The following is a 22,359-nucleotide window of genomic DNA, read 5'->3' on the forward strand; positions in this document are numbered from 1 at the left end:
GTCATGAGCGAGAACGAGGACAAGGCCATCTGGCCGCCGATCGAACCGGTTTCGGCCGGGCTGAAAGGCCGCTGCCCGCGCTGCGGCGAGGGCCGGCTCTTCTCCGGCTTCCTCACCGTCGGCAAGGAGTGCCACAATTGCGGGCTCGACTATTCGTTCGCCGATGCCGGCGACGGCCCGGCCGTCTTCGTCATCCTCATCATCGGCTTCATCGTGGTCGGGCTGGCGCTGTGGATGGAGGTTTCCTACAACCCGCCGCTGTGGGTGCACTTCCTGCTTTGGATTCCGCTGACGCTTGTCCTCAGCCTCGTCTCGCTCAGGCTGATCAAGGGCGTGCTCATCGCCATGCAGTACGCCAAGAGCGCCGCCGAAGGCAGGTTGGACCGCCCGCAATGAGCGTCGATCGCGTGCCTGGGCGCCGGCAGCGCGCCTGGCCGGTCCTCGCCGCGTCGGCACTCGCCTTCGTCATCCTGATCGGCCTCGGCACGTGGCAGGTTCAGCGCCTGCACTGGAAGGAAGGCCTGCTCGCCACGATCCGCGAGCGTATGGCCATGCCGCCGGTCGAACTCGTGCCCGCGCTTAAGGCCGATCCCGGCCTCGCGAAACAGGAATACCGCCCGGTCCGGGTGGAAGGCACGTTCGAGCATCGCTTCGAGCGCCACTTTCTGGCGACCTATGATGGCGAGCCGGGGTTCTACGTCTACACGCCGCTCAAGCTCGATGACGGCGACTGGCTTTTCGTCAATCGCGGCTTCGTGCCGGACGGCCGCCAGGACCCCGCCACGCGCCCGCAAGGCCAGGTTTCGGGCCGCGTCGCCGTTACCGGCCTCCTGCGTGTCGAACTGACGGGAAAACCCTCCTCGTTCGTGCCCGACAACGAGACGGACAAGAACATCTTCTTCTGGAAGGACCTGCACGCTATGGCGGCGAGTTCCGGCCTGCCGGCCGGCGCTCATGTGCTGCCCCTCTTCGTGGATGCCGACAAGACGCCCAATCCCGGCGGCCTGCCGGTCGGCGGCGTCACCATCGTCGATCTGCCCAACAACCACCTCCAATACGCCATCACCTGGTACGGCCTCGCGGCGGCGCTGGTCGGCGTGGTGTTCGTCTGGCTGAGGCGTCGCTCCCAACCGGCAGTCTAGCGCCGGGCTAGAACTTCAATGGCTGTGCGCCCTTGACAGGGCAGGGGTGCGCCCCTCATGTCCGCACTGTCCGGATGCCCGAGATCATGCTGCATACGAAACCGCCTTTGACGATCCGCCTTTGCCAGCCGCGCGGCTTCTGCGCCGGCGTGGACCGCGCCATCCAGATCGTCGTGCTGGCGCTGAAGAAATACGGCGCGCCCGTCTATGTGCGCCACGAGATCGTGCACAACCGCTACGTGGTCGAGGGCCTGCAAAATCTCGGTGCCGTCTTCATCGAGGAGCTTTCCGAAATCCCGCCGGAGCATCGCGAGAGCCCGGTGGTGTTCTCCGCGCACGGCGTGCCGAAGTCGGTGCCGGCGGACGCGATGGCACGAAATCTGTTCTATCTCGACGCGACCTGCCCGCTGGTGTCGAAGGTGCACAAGCAGGCCATGCGCCACCAGCGTCTGGGCCGCCATGTGCTGCTGATAGGCCATGCCGGCCATCCCGAGGTGATCGGCACGATGGGGCAGTTGCCGGACGGCGCGGTGACGCTGATCGAAACGGAAACCGACGCCGCGACCTTCACGCCCGCCGATCCCGCCGCGCTCGGTTTCGTCACCCAGACGACGCTGTCCGTCGAGGATACCGCCGGCATCATCCGCGCCTTGCAGGAACGCTTCCCCGAACTCCAGGCGCCCGCCGCCGAATCGATCTGCTACGCCACGACGAACCGCCAGGAAGCGGTCAAGGAGACGGCGCCAGGCGCCGACCTGTTCCTCATCGTCGGCGCCCCCAATTCCTCGAACTCGCGCCGGCTGGTCGAGGTCGCCGAACGCGCCGGCGCTGCCATGTCGCTGCTGGTGCAGCGCGCCGGCGACATTCCGTGGGACGAGATCGGCACCATCGGCACGCTCGGCCTGTCGGCCGGGGCCTCGGCCCCCGAGATCATCGTCGACGAGATCATCGACGCCTTCCGTGCCCGCTTCGACGTCTCGGTGGAACTGGCGGTGACGGCGACCGAGACGGAGGATTTTCCGGTGATGCGCGTGCTCCGCGACGTCGAACTCACGGCCGCAGACATGGCCTTCGTCAACGGAGCGCGCTGAGCGTGGCGGTCTATACCGATATTTCCGAGATCGAGCTCGCCGCCTTCCTGCGCGACTACGAGATCGGCGAACTGCTCTCCTACAAGGGCATCGCCGAAGGCGTGGAGAATTCCAATTTTCTCCTCCACACGTCGAGCGGGTCCTACATCCTCACGCTCTACGAGAAGCGGGTGAACCGCGACGACCTGCCGTTCTTCGTCGGGTTGATGCAGCATCTTTCGCAAAAGGGCATCAATTGCCCGCTGCCGGTCAGGCGGTGCGACGGCGGCGCGATCGGCGAACTGGCCGGGCGGCCGGCCGCGATCGTCACCTTCCTGGAAGGCATGTGGATGCGGCGCCCGACCGTCGAGCACTGCCGCGAGGTCGGCAAGGCGCTGGCCGCCATGCACCTGGCCGGCCTGGATTTCGACATCAGGCGGCCCAACGCGCTGTCGGTCTCGGGCTGGCGGCCCTTGTGGGAACGCGCGCGCGACCGCGCCGACGAGGTGGAAGAGGGACTGGCTGCCGAGGTCGAGGCGGACCTCGGCCTGCTTGAACGGAACTGGCCGGCCGACCTGCCGGCGGGCGTCATCCATGCGGACCTGTTCCCCGACAACGTGTTTTTCCTCGGCAAGCGCCTGTCGGGGCTGATCGACTTCTATTTCGCCTGCAACGACCTCTTGGCCTACGACGTGGCGGTCTGCCTCAACGCCTGGTGCTTCGAGAAGGACAATGCCTTCAACCTGACCAAGGGCAGGGCGCTGCTTTCCGGCTACAATTCGGTCCGGCCCCTGTCTTCGGCCGAGGCACAGGCCCTTCCCATGCTGGCGCACGGTTCGGCGCTGCGCTTCATGCTGACGCGCCTCTACGACTGGCTGAACACACCGGCCGGCAGCCTGGTGGTGAAGAAGGACCCGCTGGAATATCTGCGCCGCATGCGCTTCCACCGGCAGGTCGCCTCGCCGACCGAATACGGGCTCGAACTCGACGGAGCGGCGGCGTGAGGCGGGTCGAGGCCTATACCGACGGCGCCTGCTCCGGCAATCCGGGACCCGGCGGCTGGGGCGCGGTGCTGCGCCTGCGCAGCGACGGCGCCAATGACGGCGCCATGCGCGAACTCTCCGGCGGCGAGGCGCTGACCACCAACAACCGCATGGAGCTGATGGCGGCCATCAACGCGCTCAACGCTATCAAGGAAGGCACCACCGTCGATCTCTACACAGACTCGAGCTACGTCAAGGACGGCATTTCGGGCTGGATCGAGGGCTGGAAGCGCAACGGCTGGCGCACCGCCTCGAAACAGCCGGTCAAGAACGCGGAACTGTGGCAGGCGCTCGACGAGGCGCGCCGCCGCCATCAGGTCGAATGGCACTGGGTCAAGGGCCATGCCGGCCATCCGGAGAACGAGCGCGCCGACGAGCTGGCGCGCGAAGGCATGGCGCCGTTCAAGAAGAAGCCGGCGAAGCCCGCGGTTGCGTCGCCGCAGACATCTGGCGGCGCCACCGCGAAGGCGACCGCGTCCCGGTCGCCCGCCAAACGGTCCCGCCGTTCGACCCAGAGCTATTGAGCCGGACCAGCGGAACTGCGCTCGTCGGAGCGTCCGCTCCAAGCGTCAGAGCTGTCCCAGGATATGCGCCGCGCCGGAAACGTCGACGCCCGGCTTGTCCTCGACGTTGAGCGCCGTGACCTTGCCGTCCTCGACGACCATCGAGAAACGCTTGGAGCGCAGGCCCATGCCATTGGCGGAAAAATCCGCGTCCAGCCCGATCGCCTTGACGAAATCGCCGTTGCCGTCGGCCAGGTAGAGGATCTTGCCCTCGCCGCCGCTGAAGCGGGACCAGGCGCCCATGACATGGACGTCGTTGACGGCGACGACGGCGATCGTGTCGACGCCGCGCGCCAGGATGGCGTCATGGTTCTCCAGGTAACCCGGCAGGTGGTTGTTGGAGCAGGTCGGCGTGAACGCGCCCGGCACCGCGAACAGCACCACCTTCTTGCCGGCGAAGACGTCAGAAGTGGAAACCTCCTTTGCGCCGTCGGCGGTCATGGTCTTGAACGTCGCGTCAGGCAGCTTGTCGCCAACGGAAATGGTCATCGAGGTCCTCGCTGATATGGAAGGAAGGTGCCGAAGCGATAGCGGACTATCGATGCCGCCGCAACGCCGTTCACGGGTAGGGCAGCAGGCCGCGGACGGCGCCGGTTGAGCCGGTCAGCGTGTAGTGGAGGCCGCCGCCGGTCGGCGTCGAGGACGGGCGGTCGAGGATAGGCACGGTGAACAGCACCTTGCCGTCCTTCGTCTCGCGGGTCGGAGGGCCGAGCATGTAGTCGTCGTCGCCCGCCACGAAGAGGTCCGCGGCTGCGGGATCGCCGGGCACGGTGGCCTCGATGGTCACGCTCTCGTGGGTCGCCGAAAGCTGCTTCGCGCCGAAGGCGTCGCCGGCGTCGGCCGGCAGGGCCGCGAGGGCCGCCTTGAGCGTCTTCGCGTCGCCGGCATTGTCCGGGTCGGTAGCAGGATCGACCGTCAGGCGCGCCTGCAAGGGAATGCAGATCGTCTCGCACACGCCCAGGAACACGTCGGCCGCGACGGTCGTCTTCTTGCCCGGCGAGGGCACGGTGAAGCTGATCGGCAAGGCCACCGAATGGCTGTAGCCGGACCATTGCCCGTAGCCGTCGTCATGGCGCTGGGGCGCGGGAAACGACATGACGGCGCCCGAGACATTGGTGCTGGCCGAAACGTCGAGCTGCGGCGGCACGCCGCTGTCCCCCGGATCGCGCCAATAGGTCTTCCAGCCGGGCTTGAGCTGGATGTCCAGTGCGCCCTGGAGGTTGCCGTTCGCATCCGGCAGGCCGCTGGTGACCAGCCGGACGCGGCCGCCTTCGCTGGTCGCCCAGTCGGACGAGGCGGCGGCCGCCGGGCCGGCGGCTGCCAGCAAAGCGAAAGCGCCGGAAAGGAGCAGAGTCGAGTTTTTCATGGCCGCGATTTGACCGCGCCTTTGTGGCGACGCAACAGCGCCCGCCGTCGCGCGCGCATCATATTTGCGTGACCTTCCCGCAAGACGCGTCGCCTCGCGCGAACCGCGTCCTGCCATCGTACGTCTTTAATACGGGCATGAAACGCGTTACGCTTCGATCATGGATCTTTTGCGCACCAAGAAACCGGACGAAAGCGGCGGCTTTCTCGACGACCAGTTCCTCATCGCCATGCCCGGCATGAAGGACGACCGGTTCGCGCGCACGGTGATCTATATCTGCGCCCACAGCGACGAGGGCGCGATGGGCCTGATCATCAACCAGACGCAGCAGATGCTTTTCCCCGATCTTCTGGTCCAGCTCGGCATCATGGACGAGCAGGAGGCGATCCGCCTGCCCAGGCAGGCGCGCGATTTCGTGGTGCGCAACGGCGGCCCGGTGGACCGCAGCCGCGGCTTCGTCCTGCACACCGGGGACTATCGGGTGGAATCGTCGCTGCCCGTGGCGGGGGACATCTGCCTGACGGCGACCGTCGACATCCTGCGCGCCATATCGGCCGGCCGTGGCCCGCGCCATGCGCTGATGGCGCTCGGCTACTCCGGCTGGGGTGCGGGGCAGCTCGAAACCGAGATCGCCGAGAACGGCTGGCTGACCTGCCCGGCCACGCCGGAATTCCTGTTCGATTCCGACATAGAGCGCAAATACGACCGCCTGCTGGCCTCCATCGGCATCGACCCGACACATCTGAGCACGGCCGCCGGCCACGCCTAGCTTTCCTCTCCCTGTTCACCAGGGGAATCGCATATTGATTTTCTTTCAATCGCGACCGCCGTGTACCCCCACCCCTGTCCCCTCCCCACAAGGGGGAGGGTGACGCCGACACCGCCGACCGCCCAAAATCGCCAGCGTCAGCGCATCGTGGCGCTGCCCAAAGTCCCCCTCCCCCTTGTGGGGAGGGGGCAGGGGTGGGGGTGCACCGCCATATGCGCTTGCTCTGCCATTCAGGGGAAGAGGATGCCGGCAGGCAGATGAGAGGCGGCGTGATCTTGCAGAATGCCGCGTAGCCCCTCATCCATTGCTTCGTGACACCTTCTCCCCGTTCAAGGGGAGACGAAAAAGGGTCACGCCGGCGTCAGCGGATATTGCTCCTTCAGAAGCTTCAGCGCGGCGTCGCCGGCCATCGGCGCGCCGAACGAGAAGCTCTGGACGTATTCGCAGCCCATCTGCCTGAGCTCCAGCCCGTCGCTCTGGTCGCGGATGCCTTCGGCGACCACGGACAGACCGAGCTCGTGCGCCATGTTGATCATGGAGCGGATCAGCACCGTGCGCTTGGGCGAGGTGTCGTCGAGGAAACTCTTGTCGATCTTGATCGTGTCGAACGGGAAGCGCGTGAGATAGGCGAGCGAGGAATAGCCTGTGCCGAAGTCGTCCAGCGAAAGCCCGATGCCGAGTTGCTTGAGCTTGGTCAGCACATGGGCGGTCTGCTCGGGATTGTCCATCACCAGCGATTCGGTGAGTTCGAGGCGCAGGCAGCGCGCCTTGAGGTTCGACCGCGCGATGACGGAGCGGACGTCGCTGACCAGATCGCGGCGGATCAACTGCCGGCTGGAGAGGTTGACAGAGACGGACAGCGGCGCGTCGCCGATCTGCTTCTGCCAGGCGGCGAGATCGTCGGCGGCCTTCTGCATGGCGAACAGGCCGAGCTGGACGATCAGCCCGCAATTCTCGGCCACCGGAATGAAGTCGGCCGGCGGGATCATGCCGCGGCGCGGATGATCCCAGCGCAGCAGCGCCTCGAAGCCGGCCACGCTGTTGTCTTCCAGCCGGATGATCGGCTGGTAGGCCAGCGTGAACTCCTTGCGCTCGATGGCGCGCCTGAGGTCCGACTCGAACTGCAGCCGGTCGGTGCCGATGGTGCGGAAGGCGGGCCGGAACGGCTCGATGCGGTCGCCGCCGAAGCGCTTGGCCTGATGCATGGCAAGCTCGGCGTCCTTGACCAGGTCTTCGGCGGACACCTGCTCGGACGTCCAGGTGATGAGGCCGATCGAGGCGGTAAGCACGATCTCGCGCTTGGCGAAAGTGATCGGCGCGCTGATGGCGTGCTTGACCGCTTCCGCGATCGAGGCGATGCGCGCCGGGTCCTGCTCGGACAGAAGCATCAGGGCGAACTGGTCGCCCGCGAAGCGCGACAGCGAGTCCTTCGGTTTCAGCAGCCGGTGCAGCCGCCGCGCCACGGTCAGAAGGATCGTGTCTCCCGCCGAGATGCCGAGCCCGTCATTGACCTGCTTGAAGCGGTCGATGTCGACCACGAAAACGGTCGGCCGAACCTTCTCCTCGGTGCGCGCGATGGAGATGATCGCCTCCAGCCGGTTCATGAACAGCTCCCGGTTGGGAAGCCCGGTCAAATTGTCGTGCACGGCGTCGTGCAGCAGGCGTTCCTCCGACTTCTTCTGCTCGGTGACGTCGACCATCGTGCCGACGCAGCGGATCACCTCGCCGTCCGAGCCGATCACCGGCCGGGCGCGCAGCGCGAACCAGTGATAATGCCCGTCGGCGCCGCGCAGGCGGAAGTTCTGGGCGATCTTGCCCCTGCGGTGCTCCAGCACCACGTCCAGCGTCGTGCGGAACGTGTCGCGGTCGTCGGAATGCAGCACCGGAAGCCAGTTGCGGGCGGCCCCGCCGAGGCTGTTGGGCGCCAGGCCGAGTTCGAGGCTGATGTCGGGCCGCGTGACCACCCGGTCGCGCAGCACGTCCCAGTCCCAGACCGTGTCGCCCGAGCCCGAGACGGCGAGCGCCTGGCGCTCGAGGTCCGAGAACAGGCCCTGGTGCAGCGCGCCGCCGGCGAAGGCGTGCTGCATGACCGTAAAGCCGATCAGGAGGATGATCAGGATCAGGCCGCCGCCCAGCGCCGGCTGGGCGATGTCGTTGTCCAGCATGCCGGTGATCGCCATCCACGATCCGACCATCCAGATCAGCACCATGACCCAGCTTGGAATGAGCATGATGGCGCGGTCGTAGCCGCGCAGGCCGAGCACGACGATCAGGCCGAGGCCCGTTAGCGCCGTGGCGGCGAAGGAGAGACGCGCGATGCCGGCGGCCACCGCCGGATCGATGATCGCCACGCCGGCTATCAGCAGCAGGCCGAGAATCCACAGAACCGCGCCGTAGCTGAAATGGCCGTGCCATCGGTTCAAATTGAGATAGGCGAACAGGAACACCACGAATGTCGCCGCCAGCGCCACCTCGGTTCCCGCCCGCCACATCTGCTCGTTGCCGGGCGAGATCTCGATGATCTTGTTGAGGAAGCCGAAATCGACGCAGATATAGGCCAGCACCGCCCAGGCGAGCGCTGCCGTGGCCGGGAACATCGAGGTTCCCTTGACGACGAAGAGGATGGTGAGGAACAGCGCCAGCAGGCCGGCGATGCCGATGACGATACCGCGATAGAGCGTGTAGGAATTCACCGTGTCCTTGTAGGCCTCGGGCTCCCACAGATAGACCTGCGGCAGCTTGGGCGAGGCGAGTTCGGCCACGAAGGTGACGACGGTGCCCGGATTGAGGGTGACGCGGAAGACGTCGGCGTCGGGGCTGGTCTGCCGGTCGAGCGCGAAGCCTTCGCTCGGCGTGATGGCCGCGATGCGCGTCGAGCCCATGTCCGGCCAGAAGATGCCGGAATTGACCAGCCTGAAATGCGGCGCGACGATCAGCCGGTCGAGCTGCTGGTCTGTGGTGTTGGCAAGCGCAAACACGGCCCAGTCGCCGGTCGAGCGCTTGTCGTTGGCCTCGACCTCGATGCGCCGCACGATGCCGTCGGAGCCGGGAGCTGTGGAAACCTGGAAATTCTCGCCCTGGTTGCGGTAGATTTCCACCGCGCGCGACAGGTCCAGCGCCACGTCGTCGCGGGCGATCTTGATCGGCTCTATGGCGAAGGCCTGGGAGATTGCGCCAAGCAGCGTGACCGTCGCGAGGACGAAGGCGAGCAGCGATCGTATTCGCGCCGGAAAAGTCAAGAATCAGTCCTTCTTGCTGCTGCCCGGCCCGTCGTCGACGATCCGTGCGTAGAGGTAGTGGTCCTGCCACGAGCCGTTGATCTTGAGGAACGACCGCAGCAGTCCTTCGCGCTGGAATCCGGCTTTTTCAAGCACGCGGATCGAGCGGACGTTGTCGGGAATACAGGCGGCTTCCACCCGGTGCAACCGCAACCTGTCGAAGGCGAAGCGAACTAGCACGTTGACGGCGTCGGTCATCAGGCCGCGGCCGGCATAGCGTTCGCCCATCCAGTAGCCGATATGCCCGCTCTGCGAGACGCCGTGGCGGATGTTGCCCAGCGTGATGCCGCCGGCGAGCTTGCCGTGCTCTCGCTCGAAGATGAAGAAGGCGATGGCCGTGCCCTGGGCGTAATCCTCGCGGTAGCGCCCAAGGCGATGGCGCCACGCTGCGCGCTCCAGCTCGTCCGCCGCCCAGCGCGGTTCCCATTTTTCGAGAAACGCGCGGCTCTCGCCACGAAGCCCGGCCCATGCCGTGTAATCGTTGGCGAGCGGCACGCGCAACGTCACCTTGCCGCCTTTCAGAACCGGCAGATCGCGGCGGAAGAAAGGAAGCGCGAACACGTCGGCGGGAGGCCGTCAGACGGCGAGGCGATGCGCCGTTGCGTGGGACCGCGGCAGGGCGTCCAGCACGGCTTCGTAGGGCGCCAGTGTGCCGACCGGACCGACCGCGGTGAGGGTCGGCTTGGTTGAGAACAGGCGCGCCGAAAGGTCGGTCAGCCGGTCCACCGTCAGCGCGGACAGTCGCTCCATCAGCTCTTCCTTGGGGATCGGCCGGCCGAACAGCAGCAATTGCCGGGCGATCTGCGAGGCACGGCTGGCCGCGCTCTCGCCCGACATGATCAGTCCGGCGCGATACTGGGCGCGGGCGCGGTCGAGCTCTTCCTGGCCGATCCTGTCGCCGGCGCGTTCCAGCTCGTTGATGATGACCGGCACCAGCCGGTCGATGTCCTGCTGGCCGGTGGCGGCGTGGACGCCGAAAATGCCGGTGTCGGAAAAGCCCCAGTGGAAAGCGTAGACCGAATAGCACAGGCCGCGCTTTTCGCGGACTTCCTGGAAGAGGCGGGACGACATGCCGCCGCCGAGGATCATGGAAAGCACCTGGCTGGCGTAGAAGTCGCGCACATGATAGGCGCGGCCTTCGAAGCCGAGCACGATCTGCGCGTCCATCAGGTCGCGGTTCTCGCGGAAGTCGCCGCCGACATATTGGGCGTAGCGGGGCGCCGTGCTGTCGGCCTTGCTGCGGAAGCCGCCGAGCCGCTTCTCCACCTCGCGCACGAAATCGTCGTGCCTGACGTCGCCGGCGGCGACCATCACCATGCGCTCGGCGCCGTACTGGCGTTCCATGAAGTCGTGGAGCTGCTTCGAGGTGAAGGATTTCACCGTCTCCGGCGTGCCAAGGATGGAACGGCCGATCGTCTGGTGGCGGAAGGCCGTCTCGGTGAAGCGGTCGAAGACGATGTCGTCGGGCGTGTCGTGCGCGGCGCCGATCTCCTGCAGGATGACATGCTGCTCGCGGGCGAGCTCGTCGGGGTCGAATTCCGATTCCTGCAGGATGTCGGCGAGGATATCGACCGCCAGCGGCACGTCGTCGGAAAGCACGCGGGCGTAGAAGGACGTGGTCTCGACGCTGGTAGCCGCGTTGATCTCGCCGCCGACATTCTCGATCTCCGAGGCGATCTCGAAGGCGCTACGCCGCTTTGTTCCCTTGAAGGCCATGTGCTCCAGCAGATGGGCCATGCCGTGCTCTTCGTCGCGCTCGTTTCGCGCCCCGGATTTGACCCAGGTGCCGAGAGCGACGGATTCAAGGTTTGGAAGCGTTTCGGTGGCGACCGTCAGGCCGTTCGACAGACGGCTTACCTCAACACTCATATGGACTTCACTCCCTGCGCTACCTCTGATGCGCTGCCCGCGCACGGTGGCTTATGTAATCTTCCACCATTTTCAGGTCCGATGGAAGTACCGTGAACTTTTCGTCGGCTTGCATCAAGTCCGCAAGCCATGCCGGCAGCGCCGGGGTGACGCCGCAGGCCGCCTCGACGGCCGCCGGGAACTTGGCCGGATGGGCGGTGCCGAGCACGATCATCGGCGTTGCGCCCGAGGGATGGCCAGAGGGGTGGCTTGCGGCCACGCGCACGCCGGCGGCCGTATGCGGGTCGAGCAGGTAGCCGCTGCGCTCGAGCGTCGCGCGGATGGTCGCCGCAATCTCGTCGGTGGTCGCGCGGCCGGCGTCGAAGTCGCCCCGGATCGCCGCCAGATCCTTTTCGTCGATGGTGAAGGCGCCGGACTGTTTCAGCGACGCCATATAGCGGCGCACCGTGTCGGCGTTGCGACCGCCGGCCTCGAACAGCAGCCGCTCGAAATTCGACGAGACCTGGATGTCCATCGACGGCGAGGTAGTCGCCACCACGCCCTTCATGCGGTATTCGCCGCTCTCCAGCGTGCGGGCGAGGATGTCGTTGTCGTTGGTGGCGATGACCAGCCGCTCGATCGGCAGGCCCATCTTCTTGGCGGCGTAACCGGCGAAGATGTCGCCGAAGTTCCCCGTCGGCACGGTGAAGGAGACCGGTCGGTCCGGACTCCCGAGCGACAGGGCGGAGGAAAAATAATAGACGATCTGGGCCATGATGCGCGCCCAGTTGATCGAATTCACGCCCGACAGCGCCACCCGGTCGCGGAAGCCGTGGTCGTTGAACATGTCCTTGAGCATGCCCTGGCAGTCGTCGAAATTGCCTTCTATGGCGAGCGCATGGACATTGGCGGCGCTGGACGTGGTCATCTGCCGCTGCTGGACGGGCGAGACGCGTCCATGCGGGAACAGGATGAAGACGTCGGTCCGCTCCCGCCCGGCAAAGGCCTCGATCGCCGCGCCGCCGGTGTCGCCGGAGGTCGCCCCGACGATGGTGGCGCGGCGGTCTTGCTCGGCAAGCACATGGTCCATGAGGCGCGCCAGCAACTGCATGGCGACGTCCTTGAAGGCGAGCGTCGGCCCGTGGAACAGTTCCAGCACGAAGCTGTTCGGCCCGAGCTGCACCAGGGGGCAGACGGCCTCATGGCGGAACGTGGCATAGGCCTCGCGCACCAGCGTCTCGAAAACCGCCGGCTGCACCTCGCCGCCGAGGAAGGGCGTCAGGAGGCGAATGGCGAGGTCCGGATAGGCGAGCCCGCGCATCGCCCTGATGTCGGCGGGGGAAAACTGCGGCCATTGATCGGGAACGTAGAGGCCGCCGTCGCGCGCGAGGCCCGCAAGGACGGCGTCTGAAAATCCCAGCGCCGGCGCTTCGCCGCGTGTGCTCACATAGTGCATGGTCGGCTCGTCCCTTCCTGCCGTCGCGTTCTGTCTTGCACACCGTATTTTGTGCGCGTCCTCAGTCGCATTTTTGCCGCCGGGTTGCTATAGGACACCGGCTTTGCGAGAGGGAAGTGCGCTTCATGCTGTTTTGTTTGTCCAACAGTCGCTTTTTTGCCGGCTCTGCGCTTGTCGGCCTTATGCTCGCCGTCGCGGGCTGCCAATCGAGTGACGGCGTGCTTGGGTTGGGCGACAACAAGGCGGTAAAGCCCAATACAGGCACCGAGACAGGCAAGGTGACGGCCAGTTCCCTGAGGGCTTATTGCCCGAACGTTACCCTTCGCGACGGCACCGCCTATTACAACACCTACGGCAGGGGCGGCAGGAAGGCCGCGTCCGACGACAGCGGCGATCCGCTGACGCAGGATGACCAGAACAATTCCTCCAACATCATCTACCAGGCCGCCATCACCAACGTGACGCGCGACTGCACGCACGCCAGCGGCACCATGACGATGAACGTCGCGGTGGCCGGCAAGGTCGTGCCGGGGCCTCTCGCCAAGCCGGGCACGATCACCATGCCGATCCGTATCGTGGTGATGCGGGGATCGGAGGTGCTCTATTCCAACCTGCAGCAGTACAAGGTGCAGGTCTCAGACATGTCGGCCGCCACCCAGTTCGTCTACAGCGACGCGAATATCAGCGTTCCCGAACCGGAGACCAGCAACTATCAGGTCTTTGCGGGCTACGACGAAGGCAAGACCAAGGCGCCTCCGCCGCGAAAGAAGCGCGTCGTGCGCAAGAAAGCACCGGTCAAGGCCGCGCCTGCTGCGCCAACCACCCCCAAGGGCTCGCAGACGTCGATCTCCGACATTCCGAGATAAGCGTCGCGGCGCGGGCGGCAGGGCCGGCCGGCCGGCGTTCAGGCGTCCTCGGACCATTCGGACAGCGCAGCGATCACGCCGGCGAGTTCCGCCCAGCGGCGCATGACCGTCTCGGCGCCCGCTTCCGTCAGCGCATCGGCATGGCCGGGATAGCTGTGCGACGCGCCGGTGAAGCCGATCACCCGCATCCCGGCGCGGCGTGCGCCGGTCACACCGTGGACCGAATCCTCGATCACGAAGGTGTTTGCCGGATCGGCGCCGAGCGTCTCGGCGGCGTGGAGGAAAACGTCCGGCGCCGGCTTGGTCTTGCCGCTCGGCGTCTCCAGCGCCGAGAAGATGCGGCCGGCGAACAGCGGCAGCAGGCCGGTCCGCTCCAGCATGAACTCGATGCGCTCCGTCCGCGAATTGGAGCAGATGCAGCGGGGCGCGGCCACGCGCGCGATGGCTTGGCCGACGCCTTCGATGGCGCGCACCTCGTTTCTCAGCTTCCGGTCGATCAACGCCTCGGCCTGGTCGATCATGGCGATCTGGAACGGGATGCCGGCCTTTTCCTCTATGGCCATCAATATGTCCTTGAAGGTCAGGCCGGCGTAGGTTTCGGCGATCTCCTCGGCAGTCGTCTCGTAACCGGCCTTGGTGATCAGGTCGGCCTCGACGCGGGCGGCCAGGATTTCGGAATCGACGAGAACGCCGTCGCAATCGAAGATGACGAGATCGGGTTGGGGCATGACAATCCGGCATGAATGGGAGGGGACAGCCCGTCGCGGGCCGGGGCGGCATACACCATCCCCACACGCGTCGCAAATCGCCGCGGTCACTTCATTAAATCTTTACTGAGAACGGTAACCATAACGGCGGGTAAACAGTAACGCGTACCAGGTGTAAGCCATGACCGCCGTGCGTCTTCTCGACGAACTCTCCTCCGCTCCGCAGCAGGCCGAGTGGCTCGATACGATCCTCAAGGGCGACTGCGTAGCGGCGCTCAATCGTCTGCCCGAGCATTCCATCGACGTGATCTTCGCCGATCCGCCCTACAACCTTCAGCTCGACGGCGACCTGCACAGGCCCGACCAATCCAAGGTCGACGCCGTCGACGACGATTGGGACAGGTTCGAGAGCTTCGAGGCCTACGACGCCTTCACCCGCGCCTGGCTGCTGGCGGCCAAGCGCGTCCTCAAGCCGGCCGGCACCATCTGGGTGATCGGCTCCTACCACAACATCTTCCGCGTCGGCGCCAAGATGCAGGACCTTGGCTTCTGGATCCTCAACGACGTGGTCTGGCGCAAGACCAACCCGATGCCGAATTTCCGCGGCCGGCGTTTCCAGAACGCGCACGAGACGATGATCTGGGCCTCGCGCGACCAGAAGGCCAAAGGCTACACCTTCAACTACGAGGCGCTGAAGGCCGCCAACGACGACGTTCAGATGCGCTCCGACTGGCTGTTTCCGATCTGCACCGGAGCGGAGCGGCTGAAGGACGACAACGGCGACAAGCTGCATCCGACGCAGAAGCCCGAGGCGCTGCTCGCCCGCATCATGATGGCCTCGACGAAACCGGGCGACGTGGTCCTCGATCCATTCTTCGGCTCGGGCACCACCGGTGCCGTCGCCAAAAGGCTCGGCCGCCACTTCGTCGGCATCGAGCGCGAGCAGGCCTATATCGACGCCGCCAACGAGCGCATCGCCTCCGTCAAGCCGCTGGCGCAGGACAATTTGTCGATCCTGTCGGGCAAGCGCGCCGAGCCGCGCGTTGCCTTCGGCAGCCTCGTCGATACCGGCCTGATCGCGCCCGGCGCGACGCTGGTCGATTCACGCCGGCGCTGGTCGGCGAAGGTGCGCGCGGACGGCACGCTGGCGGTCGGCGACAGCGCCGGATCGATCCACAAGATGGGCGCGCAGGTCCAGGGACTGGACGCCTGCAACGGCTGGACCTTCTGGCACTACGAGCGCTCCGGCGGTCTCACCCCGATCGACGAACTGCGGCGCATCGCGCGCCTGGGAATGGAGCGGGCAGGGGCCTAGCCGCCGGTTCGCCGAAGGCGAATTCATTGCGCCGGTGGCACGATGAAAGGCGCGCTGAGGCCGGGGACCTGCCGTAGCCAGCGGGCCCACGGCAGACCGCCTTGTTGAATCAGAATCTGAACGACCTGAATCTCGATCTCAGGTCGTTGAATCACCGCCTGAGCGCGTCCGCGTAAGCGATTCAGATCAAACGGTAACGCCGAGTCTGCCGAGATCCGCGGCCAGCGTCGCGGCGTCGGTGAAATGCACGGCCTGCCAACCGGCTTTCCTCGCGCCTTCGACGTTATGCGGGCTGTCGTCGATGAACACGGTGGCGGCTGGCTCGAGCCCGAACGCATCCGCATGATGGCGATAGATCGCGAGATCCGGCTTGATCAGGCGGATGTCGCCGGAGACGGTCACGCCGCGCGGCTTCTTCAGGAAGGGGAAGCGCTCGCGCGCCTCGTAGAAGGTGTCGGAGGCGAAGTTGGTCAGCATGGTGACGTCGTAGCCTGCCTCGATCAGTCCTTCCATCAGGGCCACGCTGTCGTCGTAGGCATGGGGCACCATCTCGTGCCAGTGGCGGCGGAAGTTGCGAATGTTGTCCTCATGCGCCGGATGCTCGGCGATCAGCAGCGCCTCGGCGTCCTGCCAGGAGCGGCCGCGGTCCTGCTCGACGTTCCACGCGCCGGTGCAGACGGTCTCGAAAAACCGGCGGCGCTCTTCAGCGTCGGGGATCAGCCGGCTGAACGGCAATTCCGGATCGTAATGGAGCAGCACCTTGCCGATGTCGAAGACGATGTGGCGGATGTCCGGCATTCTTTCTCTCTTGCGATGAACGTGTTCTAGGAACGGAGCCGTCTGGTGGCGCCGGGAATGGCAGCCTCGATGGCCTTTTTCATGACGGTCGGCAAGGCTTCGGCGGCGATTCCTTCCGCTCCGGACCAGAAATGCCCTGCCGGCGTCGGTCCGGCATGGGAGGTGCGATAGACGCAAAGCTCCAGCGTGAAATGGGTGAAGACATGGACGATCGCGCCTTTCGGCTGCCAGTCGGCGGCGAAGGGCGCTGCCGAGACGGCGGTTTCGCCGTCCTGTCGCGCGTTCCAGTCGGTCGTCGGCACTTCCGCCATGCCGCCGAGCAGCCCCTTGTCCGGCCGCTTGCGCAACAGCACCGCGCCGTCCGGCCGCACCGCGACGAAAGCGGCGCCGCGCCTGACCGGCTTTGCCGGCTTGGCCGGGCGGACGGGATAGAATTCCGGGTCGCCCGCCCGCGTGGCCGCGCAATCCTCGCGCAGCGGACACAGCATGCAGCGCGGGCGTTTCGGCGTGCATAGGGTGGCGCCCAGATCCATCATGGCCTGCGCGAAGTCGCCCGGTCGATCGATCGGCACCAGTCTTTCGACGATGGCCCGGATGTCCGCCTTGGCCTGCGGCAGCGGCGTGGCGATGGCGGCCAGCCGCGAGACGACGCGCTCGACATTGCCGTCCACGACGGCCTCCGGCCTGTCGAAGGCGATCGCCGCGATGGCGGCGGCCGTGTAGGGGCCGATGCCCGGCAGCTTCAACAAAGCCGCTGCGCTCGCCGGAAATGCTCCGCCGGCCTCCGCCACAGCGGCGGCGCATGCCCTGAGATTGCGGGCGCGTGAATAGTAACCGAGCCCCGCCCAGGCCTTCATCACGTCGTCGGCCTCGGCCGCGGCCAGCGCTTCCACGGTCGGCCAGCGGGCGACGAAATTCCGGAAATACGGCTTTACCGCCTCGACCGTCGTCTGCTGCAGCATGACTTCCGAGAGCCACACCCGATAAGGATCGGGCCGCACGCCCTTCGCCAGGTCGCGCGGCGGCACGCGCCAGGGCAGATCGCGATGATGCGTGTCGTACCAGGCCAGCAGGCGGGAGGCGATATCCGCTTCAAGCGGATATGCGGACTTGCGGCGAGTTTGCTGCGATGCCATTGAACTGATGAAGCCGTTGTTGATGCCGGCATGGCCGGCTGGACCGGAGAACGCATGGCAGGCAAGAGGCCTTTCGGCAATCCCGTTCCGGTAAGCGACCTCGCGACCGGAATCCTGGATCCGATGCTGCGCAAGCGCGCCGGCATCTCGATCGGGCTCGTCCAGTCGTGGGAGGAGATCGTCGGCGAGCGCCTTGCAGCGACGTCGCGGCCCGAGAAGATCCAGTGGCCGCGCCGCCTGAACGAGGACGATCCGTTCGAGCCCGCCGTGCTGGTCATCGCCTGCGAAGGCATGGCGGCGCTGCATCTCCAGCATCAGACCGGGGAGGTCATCGGCCGGGTCAACGCCTTCCTCGGCTTCAACGCCATCGGCCGAATCCGCATCCTGCAAAAGCCTCTGGCGAGGCCTCAGGAGAGGCCGAGACCGGTCCTGCGGCCGCTGTCCGCGCCCGAAAAGGAAAAGGTGGCAAAAGTGGTCTCGCCGGTGGAAGACGGAGACTTGCGGGCGTCGCTGGAGCGTCTGGGGGCCACGGTCCTTGGCAGGAAGCGATAGAAATCTCGCATTTTCGTGATCGCGCCGGGCCGACTTGTCAATTGGCTTGCTCCTGCCGATGCCTTAATTCGCGCCAATACTCGCTTTTCCATGCCTTAGCATTGCACAATCCAGTTCCTGTCAGGTGATTCGCATGATCTTGTCCCGCAGAACCGTTCTTTCCTCGCTTGCCGCGGTGCCGGCGGCTTTCGTCATGGCGGCGACCGAGGCGCGGGCGCAGGCGGCCGCTCCCGCGGACGATGCGCCCCAGCCGCAGGGCACGGTCGACATGACGGAGCTTCTCAAGCCCGGCGCGCTGCCCGACAAGTCGATGGGCAAGGAGGACGCTCCCGTCACCATCGTCGAATACGCCTCGATGACCTGCCCGCACTGCGCGCATTTCAACGACACGACCTTCCCGGACCTGAAGAAGAAGTACATCGACACCGGCAAGGTGCGCTACATCCTGCGCGAATTCCCCTTCGATCCGCGTGCCGAGGCCGGCTTCATGCTTGCGCGCTGCGCCGGCGACAACTATTTCCCCATGGTGGACGTGCTGTTCAAGCAGCAGGAACAGTGGGCGGCCGGCAACAACACCAAGGACGCGCTGCTCCAGATCTCGCGGCTGGCCGGTTTTACACAGGAGAGCTTCAACGCCTGCTTGACGGACCAGAAGCTTCTCGACCAAGTCAGGGCTGTGCAGAAGCGCGGCGCCGACGAGTTCAAGGTGGACTCGACGCCAACCTTCTTCATCAACGGCAAGACCTACAAGGGGGCTATGTCGATTGCGGAAATGTCCGCCATCATCGACCCGTTACTCTGAGGCTCCGCTCGCCTCCGACCGGTCGCGCCTGCGCGGCCGGGGGAGGCGTGCATGAAATTCTCGCGCCTTCGCCTTCTCGGCTTCAAATCCTTCGTCGAACCCGGCGAATTCGTCATTGAGCGCGGCCTGACCGGCATCGTCGGGCCGAACGGCTGCGGCAAGTCCAATCTTGTCGAGGCGCTGCGCTGGGTGATGGGCGAAAGCTCCTACAAGAACATGCGCGCGTCCGGCATGGACGACGTCATTTTCTCCGGCTCGGGCACCCGGCCCGCCCGCAACACCGCCGAGGTGACGCTTTTCCTCGATAACGTAGATCGCACAGCGCCATCCGCGTTCAACGACGCCGACGAGTTGCAGGTTTCGCGCCGCATCGAGCGCGAGGCCGGCTCGGTCTATCGCATCAACGGCAAGGAAGCCCGCGCCAAGGACGTGCAACTCCTGTTCGCCGACCAGTCGACCGGCGCGCGCTCGCCCTCGATGGTGGGGCAGGGCCGCATCGGCGAACTGATCCAGGCCAAGCCGCAGGCGCGCCGCGCGCTGCTGGAGGAGGCCGCCGGCATCTCCGGCCTGCACAGCCGCCGCCACGAAGCGGAACTCAGGCTGAAGGGCGCCGAGCAGAACCTCGAACGCCTCGACGACGTCGTCGGCGAATTGCAGGGCCAGATCGAAAGCCTGAAGCGGCAGGCCCGTCAGGCGTCACGCTTCAAGAGCCTGTCGGCCGACATCCGCAAGGCGGAGGCGATCCTGCTGCATCTGCGCTGGACGCAGGCCAAAGCGCAGGAGGGCGAGGCGCAGTCGGCGCTTGCGACGGCGACCTCTTTGGTCGGCGAGCGCGCGGCCCTGCAGATGAACGCCGCCAAGGAGCAGGCGGTCGCCGCCCATCGCCTGCCGGACCTGCGCGAGGCGGAAGCCGCCGCGGCTGCGGCAGTGCAGCGCCTCTCCATCGCCAAGGCGCAGATCGAGGAGGAGGCCGGCCGCATCCGCGCCCGCCAGGCCGAACTCGACCGCCGCCTGGAGCAGCTCGACGCCGACATCGCGCGCGAGGAGCGCATGGTGCGCGACAATGCCGAGGTGCTGGAGCGCCTGTCGGAAGAGGAGCGCGCCCTCAATTCGGAAAACGCCGGGGCCGCCGAGCGGGAGGCCTCGACGCGCAGCGTCTTCGAGGAAGCGGCCGCCACGCTGGCGCTGAGCGAAGGCTCGCTCGCCGCGCTGACGGCCCAGCGCGCCGAAGCGGCGGCGCAGCGTAACCAGTTCGAACGCGTGATGCGCGAAGCGGTCGAGCGGCGCGACCGGCTGGCGCGGCAACTGGCCGATGTCGAGCGCGAGGCCGGCGAGATCGCGGCAAAGCTGGCCGGCCTGCCCGACCCGGCCGAAAAGCGCGCGCTGGTGGACACGGCGGAAGCCAGACTGTCGGCCTGCGAGGCCATGGCGATCGCTGCCGAGAAGGCGGTCGGCGAGGCGAGGGCGGCCGAATCCGCGGCGCGCCCGCCCTTGCAGGAAGCCAAGGCTGAACTCGGGCGCATCGAAACCGAGGCGCGGACGCTGTCGAAGATGCTGAACGCCGCCGGCGGCGACCTGTTTCCCGCCGTGCTGGAGCAGATCGGCGTCGATCGCGGTTTCGAAACGGCGCTGGGCGCCGCGCTCGGCGAAGACCTCGACGTGCCGCTCGACCGCAGCGCGCCGGTTCACTGGAGCGAGACCGCGCCGCAATCCGGCGATCCTGCTCTGCCCGAAGGGATCCGCAGCCTCGCCTCGGTCGTGCGCGCGCCGAGCCAGCTTGCCCGCAGGCTGGCTCAGATCGGCATTGTCGAGGCGGCCGACGGCCCGCGCTTGCAGAAGATGCTTTCGCCCGGCCAGCGTCTGGTCACCAGGGAAGGCGCCCTGTGGCGCTGGGACGGTCTGGTTGCCAGCGCCGATGCGCCGACGCCGGCCGCGCTCCGGCTGGCGCAGAAGAACCGGCTGGCCGAACTGAACGCCGAGGCGGTGGAGGCGACGAAGGCGGTGCGCGTCGCCGAGGAGGCGTTGGCGGCCGCCGAGCGCGTAGCGCGCGAAAGCGCCGAGGCCGAGCGCGCGGCACGTCAGGCGTGGCGCGACGCGCAGCATGAAGTCGGCCTGGCGAGAGAGGCGCTGGCCAGCGCGGAAAAGGCCGCCGGTGAGTTGTCGAGCCGCCGCGCCGCATTGGAAGAGGCCCGCGCCCGCGTCGCCGAAGGCCATGCCGAGGCGACCGCCGCGGCCACCGAGGCGGAGCGGAATCTGACTGCCGCGCCCGATCTTTCCGATCTGCAGGCACGGCTGGACACGCTGGCCGCCACGGTTGGCCGCGAACGCGCGGCCGCCGCCGACGCCCGCGCCATGGTGGAGGGCCTGAAGCGCGAGGCCGAAACCCGCACCCGCCGGCTGGAAGCCATCGCCCGGGAGCGCGCCAACTGGCTGTCGCGCGCCGAAAACGCCTCCGCGCAGATCACGGCCCTTGGCGAGCGCAAGGCCGAGGCCGCCGGCGAACGCGACAAGCTGGTCGATGCGCCGGACGAGCTCGACGCCAGGCGGCGCGCGCTGCTGTCGCAGCTCTCGCAAGCCGAGGAACTGCGCAAGGCCGCTGCCGACCGGCTCCAGGAGGCCGAGAACCGGCAGGCGGAGCTCGACAAGGCCGCCACCGCCGCGATCCAGGGCCTTGCCGAATCGCGAGAGGCGCGCGCCCGCGCGGAAGAACGGCTCACCGCCGCCGACGAGCGCCGCAAGGAAGTGGAGGCGCGCATCCAGGAGGCGCTGAACACACCGCCGCATCTCGTCATCCGCCACACCGGCCTCGAGGCGGACAGCCCGATGCCCGACATGGCCGACATCGACCGCCAGCTCGACCGGCTGAAGATCGAGCGCGAGCGGCTCGGCGCCGTCAACCTGCGCGCCGAGGAGGAGCAGAGGGAGCTTTCCGAGCGGCTGGAGACCATCGTTTCCGAGCGCGAGGACGTGATCGAGGCGATCCGCAAGCTGCGGCAGGCCATCCAGAGCCTGAACCGCGAAGGCCGGGACCGGCTGCTCGCTGCCTTCGAGGTGGTGAACGGCCATTTCCAGCGTCTGTTCTCGCATCTGTTCGGCGGCGGCACCGCCGAGCTTCAACTGATCGAATCCGACGATCCGCTGGAAGCCGGGCTGGAAATCCTCGCCCGCCCGCCGGGCAAGAAGCCGCAGACCATGACGCTGCTGTCCGGCGGCGAACAGGCGCTGACGGCGATGTCGCTGATCTTCGCCGTCTTCCTCACCAATCCCGCGCCCATCTGCGTGCTGGACGAGGTCGACGCGCCGCTGGACGACCACAATGTCGAGCGCTTCTGCAACCTGATGGACGAAATGTCGGCGTCTACGGAAACCCGCTTCGTCGTCATCACCCACAATCCCATCACCATGGCGCGCATGGACCGCCTGTTCGGTGTCACCATGGCCGAGCAGGGCGTCAGCCAGCTCGTCTCGGTCGATCTGCAGGCCGCCGAGGCCATGCGCGAGGCGAGCTGACGACCGCTCGCCGCCACCGATCGGGCCGCTTTGTCCCATCGCACCCGTGCCTCGGATTTGCCGTGCCTGCGGGCAGGTGGACCAAGGTCTAATGTTTCCAATATTGTCTTTTTCGCAATCGGGGCGAAACTGACGGGC

20 protein-coding genes are annotated in these 22,359 nt (G+C 66.8%); 11 read left to right on the forward strand and 9 right to left on the reverse strand.

Annotated features, from left to right (window positions below; translation table 11 throughout):
- The first annotated feature begins 3 nt into the window (after window positions 1–3).
- From ABMA46_RS05685 to rnhA, 5 genes are all read left to right on the forward strand, one after another.
- Complete coding sequence (locus ABMA46_RS05685) at window positions 4–396, forward strand: DUF983 domain-containing protein (protein WP_348998332.1); 393 nt, start codon at window positions 4–6, stop codon at window positions 394–396.
- The gene (locus tag ABMA46_RS05690) at window positions 393–1,142 is read left to right on the forward strand and encodes an SURF1 family protein (RefSeq protein WP_348998333.1); all 750 of its coding nucleotides are present in this window, start codon (window positions 393–395) and stop codon (window positions 1,140–1,142) included. The genes ABMA46_RS05685 and ABMA46_RS05690 overlap by 4 nt, the downstream gene beginning before the upstream one ends.
- Before the next feature lie 86 nt (window positions 1,143–1,228).
- Window positions 1,229–2,233, forward strand: a complete 1,005-nt coding sequence (ispH, locus tag ABMA46_RS05695; protein WP_348998334.1) for a 4-hydroxy-3-methylbut-2-enyl diphosphate reductase — start codon at window positions 1,229–1,231, stop codon at window positions 2,231–2,233.
- Between the two features lie 2 nt (window positions 2,234–2,235).
- Window positions 2,236–3,216 carry a homoserine kinase gene (locus tag ABMA46_RS05700; protein WP_348998335.1) on the forward strand — a complete coding sequence of 327 codons (981 nt, stop codon included), beginning with the start codon at window positions 2,236–2,238 and terminating at the stop codon, window positions 3,214–3,216.
- Entirely contained in the window at window positions 3,213–3,779 is a 567-nt protein-coding gene (rnhA, locus tag ABMA46_RS05705) for a ribonuclease HI (RefSeq protein ID WP_348998336.1), read from the forward strand. The genes ABMA46_RS05700 and rnhA overlap by 4 nt, the downstream gene beginning before the upstream one ends.
- 45 nt (window positions 3,780–3,824) lie before the next feature.
- Here rnhA and ABMA46_RS05710 read toward each other — a convergent pair whose 3' ends face one another.
- Both ABMA46_RS05710 and ABMA46_RS05715 read right to left on the reverse strand, forming a co-directional pair.
- A complete protein-coding gene (locus tag ABMA46_RS05710) occupies window positions 3,825–4,307 on the reverse strand; it encodes a peroxiredoxin (protein WP_348998337.1) in 483 nt (160 codons plus the stop codon).
- 70 nt (window positions 4,308–4,377) lie between these two features.
- Window positions 4,378–5,184: a protein-disulfide reductase DsbD domain-containing protein gene (locus ABMA46_RS05715; RefSeq protein WP_348998338.1), complete on the reverse strand. Its 807-nt coding sequence runs from the start codon at window positions 5,182–5,184 to the stop codon at window positions 4,378–4,380.
- 160 nt (window positions 5,185–5,344) lie between these two features.
- Between ABMA46_RS05715 and ABMA46_RS05720 the strand changes: the two genes are divergently transcribed.
- On the forward strand, window positions 5,345–5,953 hold the full coding sequence (locus ABMA46_RS05720; protein WP_348998339.1) for a YqgE/AlgH family protein: 609 nt from the start codon (window positions 5,345–5,347) through the stop codon (window positions 5,951–5,953).
- 350 nt (window positions 5,954–6,303) lie between these two features.
- On the opposite strand, the gene ABMA46_RS05725 is transcribed toward ABMA46_RS05720, so the two are convergent.
- From ABMA46_RS05725 to thrC, 4 genes are read right to left on the reverse strand one after another with little or no spacing between them, the layout of a single operon-like run.
- On the reverse strand, window positions 6,304–9,192 hold the full coding sequence (locus ABMA46_RS05725) for an EAL domain-containing protein (RefSeq protein WP_425475694.1): 2,889 nt from the start codon (window positions 9,190–9,192) through the stop codon (window positions 6,304–6,306).
- Window positions 9,193–9,195: 3 nt separating this feature from the next.
- The gene (locus ABMA46_RS05730) at window positions 9,196–9,792 is read right to left on the reverse strand and encodes a GNAT family N-acetyltransferase (RefSeq protein ID WP_348998340.1); all 597 of its coding nucleotides are present in this window, start codon (window positions 9,790–9,792) and stop codon (window positions 9,196–9,198) included.
- 15 nt (window positions 9,793–9,807) lie between these two features.
- Entirely contained in the window at window positions 9,808–11,100 is a 1,293-nt protein-coding gene (locus ABMA46_RS05735) for a M16 family metallopeptidase (RefSeq protein ID WP_348998341.1), read from the reverse strand.
- Window positions 11,101–11,119: 19 nt separating this feature from the next.
- On the reverse strand, window positions 11,120–12,535 hold the full coding sequence (thrC, locus tag ABMA46_RS05740) for a threonine synthase (protein ID WP_348998342.1): 1,416 nt from the start codon (window positions 12,533–12,535) through the stop codon (window positions 11,120–11,122).
- 125 nt (window positions 12,536–12,660) lie between these two features.
- Between thrC and ABMA46_RS05745 the strand changes: the two genes are divergently transcribed.
- The gene (locus tag ABMA46_RS05745; RefSeq protein WP_348998343.1) at window positions 12,661–13,401 is read left to right on the forward strand and encodes a hypothetical protein; all 741 of its coding nucleotides are present in this window, start codon (window positions 12,661–12,663) and stop codon (window positions 13,399–13,401) included.
- Between the two features lie 38 nt (window positions 13,402–13,439).
- Here ABMA46_RS05745 and ABMA46_RS05750 read toward each other — a convergent pair whose 3' ends face one another.
- Complete coding sequence (locus tag ABMA46_RS05750) at window positions 13,440–14,129, reverse strand: HAD family hydrolase (protein ID WP_348998344.1); 690 nt, start codon at window positions 14,127–14,129, stop codon at window positions 13,440–13,442.
- A gap of 160 nt (window positions 14,130–14,289) precedes the next feature.
- Here ABMA46_RS05750 and ABMA46_RS05755 point away from each other — a divergent pair, with 160 nt between their 5' ends.
- Entirely contained in the window at window positions 14,290–15,423 is a 1,134-nt protein-coding gene (locus ABMA46_RS05755; RefSeq protein ID WP_348998345.1) for a site-specific DNA-methyltransferase, read from the forward strand.
- A 186-nt stretch (window positions 15,424–15,609) separates the two neighbouring features.
- On the opposite strand, the gene ABMA46_RS05760 is transcribed toward ABMA46_RS05755, so the two are convergent.
- Together ABMA46_RS05760 and mutY are read right to left on the reverse strand one after the other, a co-directional pair.
- Window positions 15,610–16,221, reverse strand: coding sequence for an HAD family hydrolase (locus ABMA46_RS05760; RefSeq protein WP_348998346.1), 612 nt, complete (start codon window positions 16,219–16,221; stop codon window positions 15,610–15,612).
- Between the two features lie 26 nt (window positions 16,222–16,247).
- Window positions 16,248–17,357, reverse strand: coding sequence for an A/G-specific adenine glycosylase (gene mutY, locus ABMA46_RS05765; RefSeq protein ID WP_348998347.1), 1,110 nt, complete (start codon window positions 17,355–17,357; stop codon window positions 16,248–16,250).
- Between the two features lie 54 nt (window positions 17,358–17,411).
- Between mutY and ABMA46_RS05770 the strand changes: the two genes are divergently transcribed.
- The 3 genes from ABMA46_RS05770 to smc all read left to right on the forward strand — a co-directional run bounded on the left by ABMA46_RS05770 (window position 17,412) and on the right by smc (window position 22,221).
- Window positions 17,412–17,909: a DUF721 domain-containing protein gene (locus tag ABMA46_RS05770; RefSeq protein WP_348998348.1), complete on the forward strand. Its 498-nt coding sequence runs from the start codon at window positions 17,412–17,414 to the stop codon at window positions 17,907–17,909.
- Between the two features lie 133 nt (window positions 17,910–18,042).
- Window positions 18,043–18,711 carry a DsbA family protein gene (locus tag ABMA46_RS05775; protein WP_348998349.1) on the forward strand — a complete coding sequence of 223 codons (669 nt, stop codon included), beginning with the start codon at window positions 18,043–18,045 and terminating at the stop codon, window positions 18,709–18,711.
- A 51-nt stretch (window positions 18,712–18,762) separates the two neighbouring features.
- Window positions 18,763–22,221, forward strand: coding sequence for a chromosome segregation protein SMC (gene smc, locus ABMA46_RS05780; RefSeq protein WP_348998350.1), 3,459 nt, complete (start codon window positions 18,763–18,765; stop codon window positions 22,219–22,221).
- Window positions 22,222–22,359: the final 138 nt, after the last annotated feature.

It is taken from the genome of Mesorhizobium hunchu, assembly GCF_040081975.1.
Lineage (GTDB): Bacteria > Pseudomonadota > Alphaproteobacteria > Rhizobiales > Rhizobiaceae > Mesorhizobium > Mesorhizobium hunchu.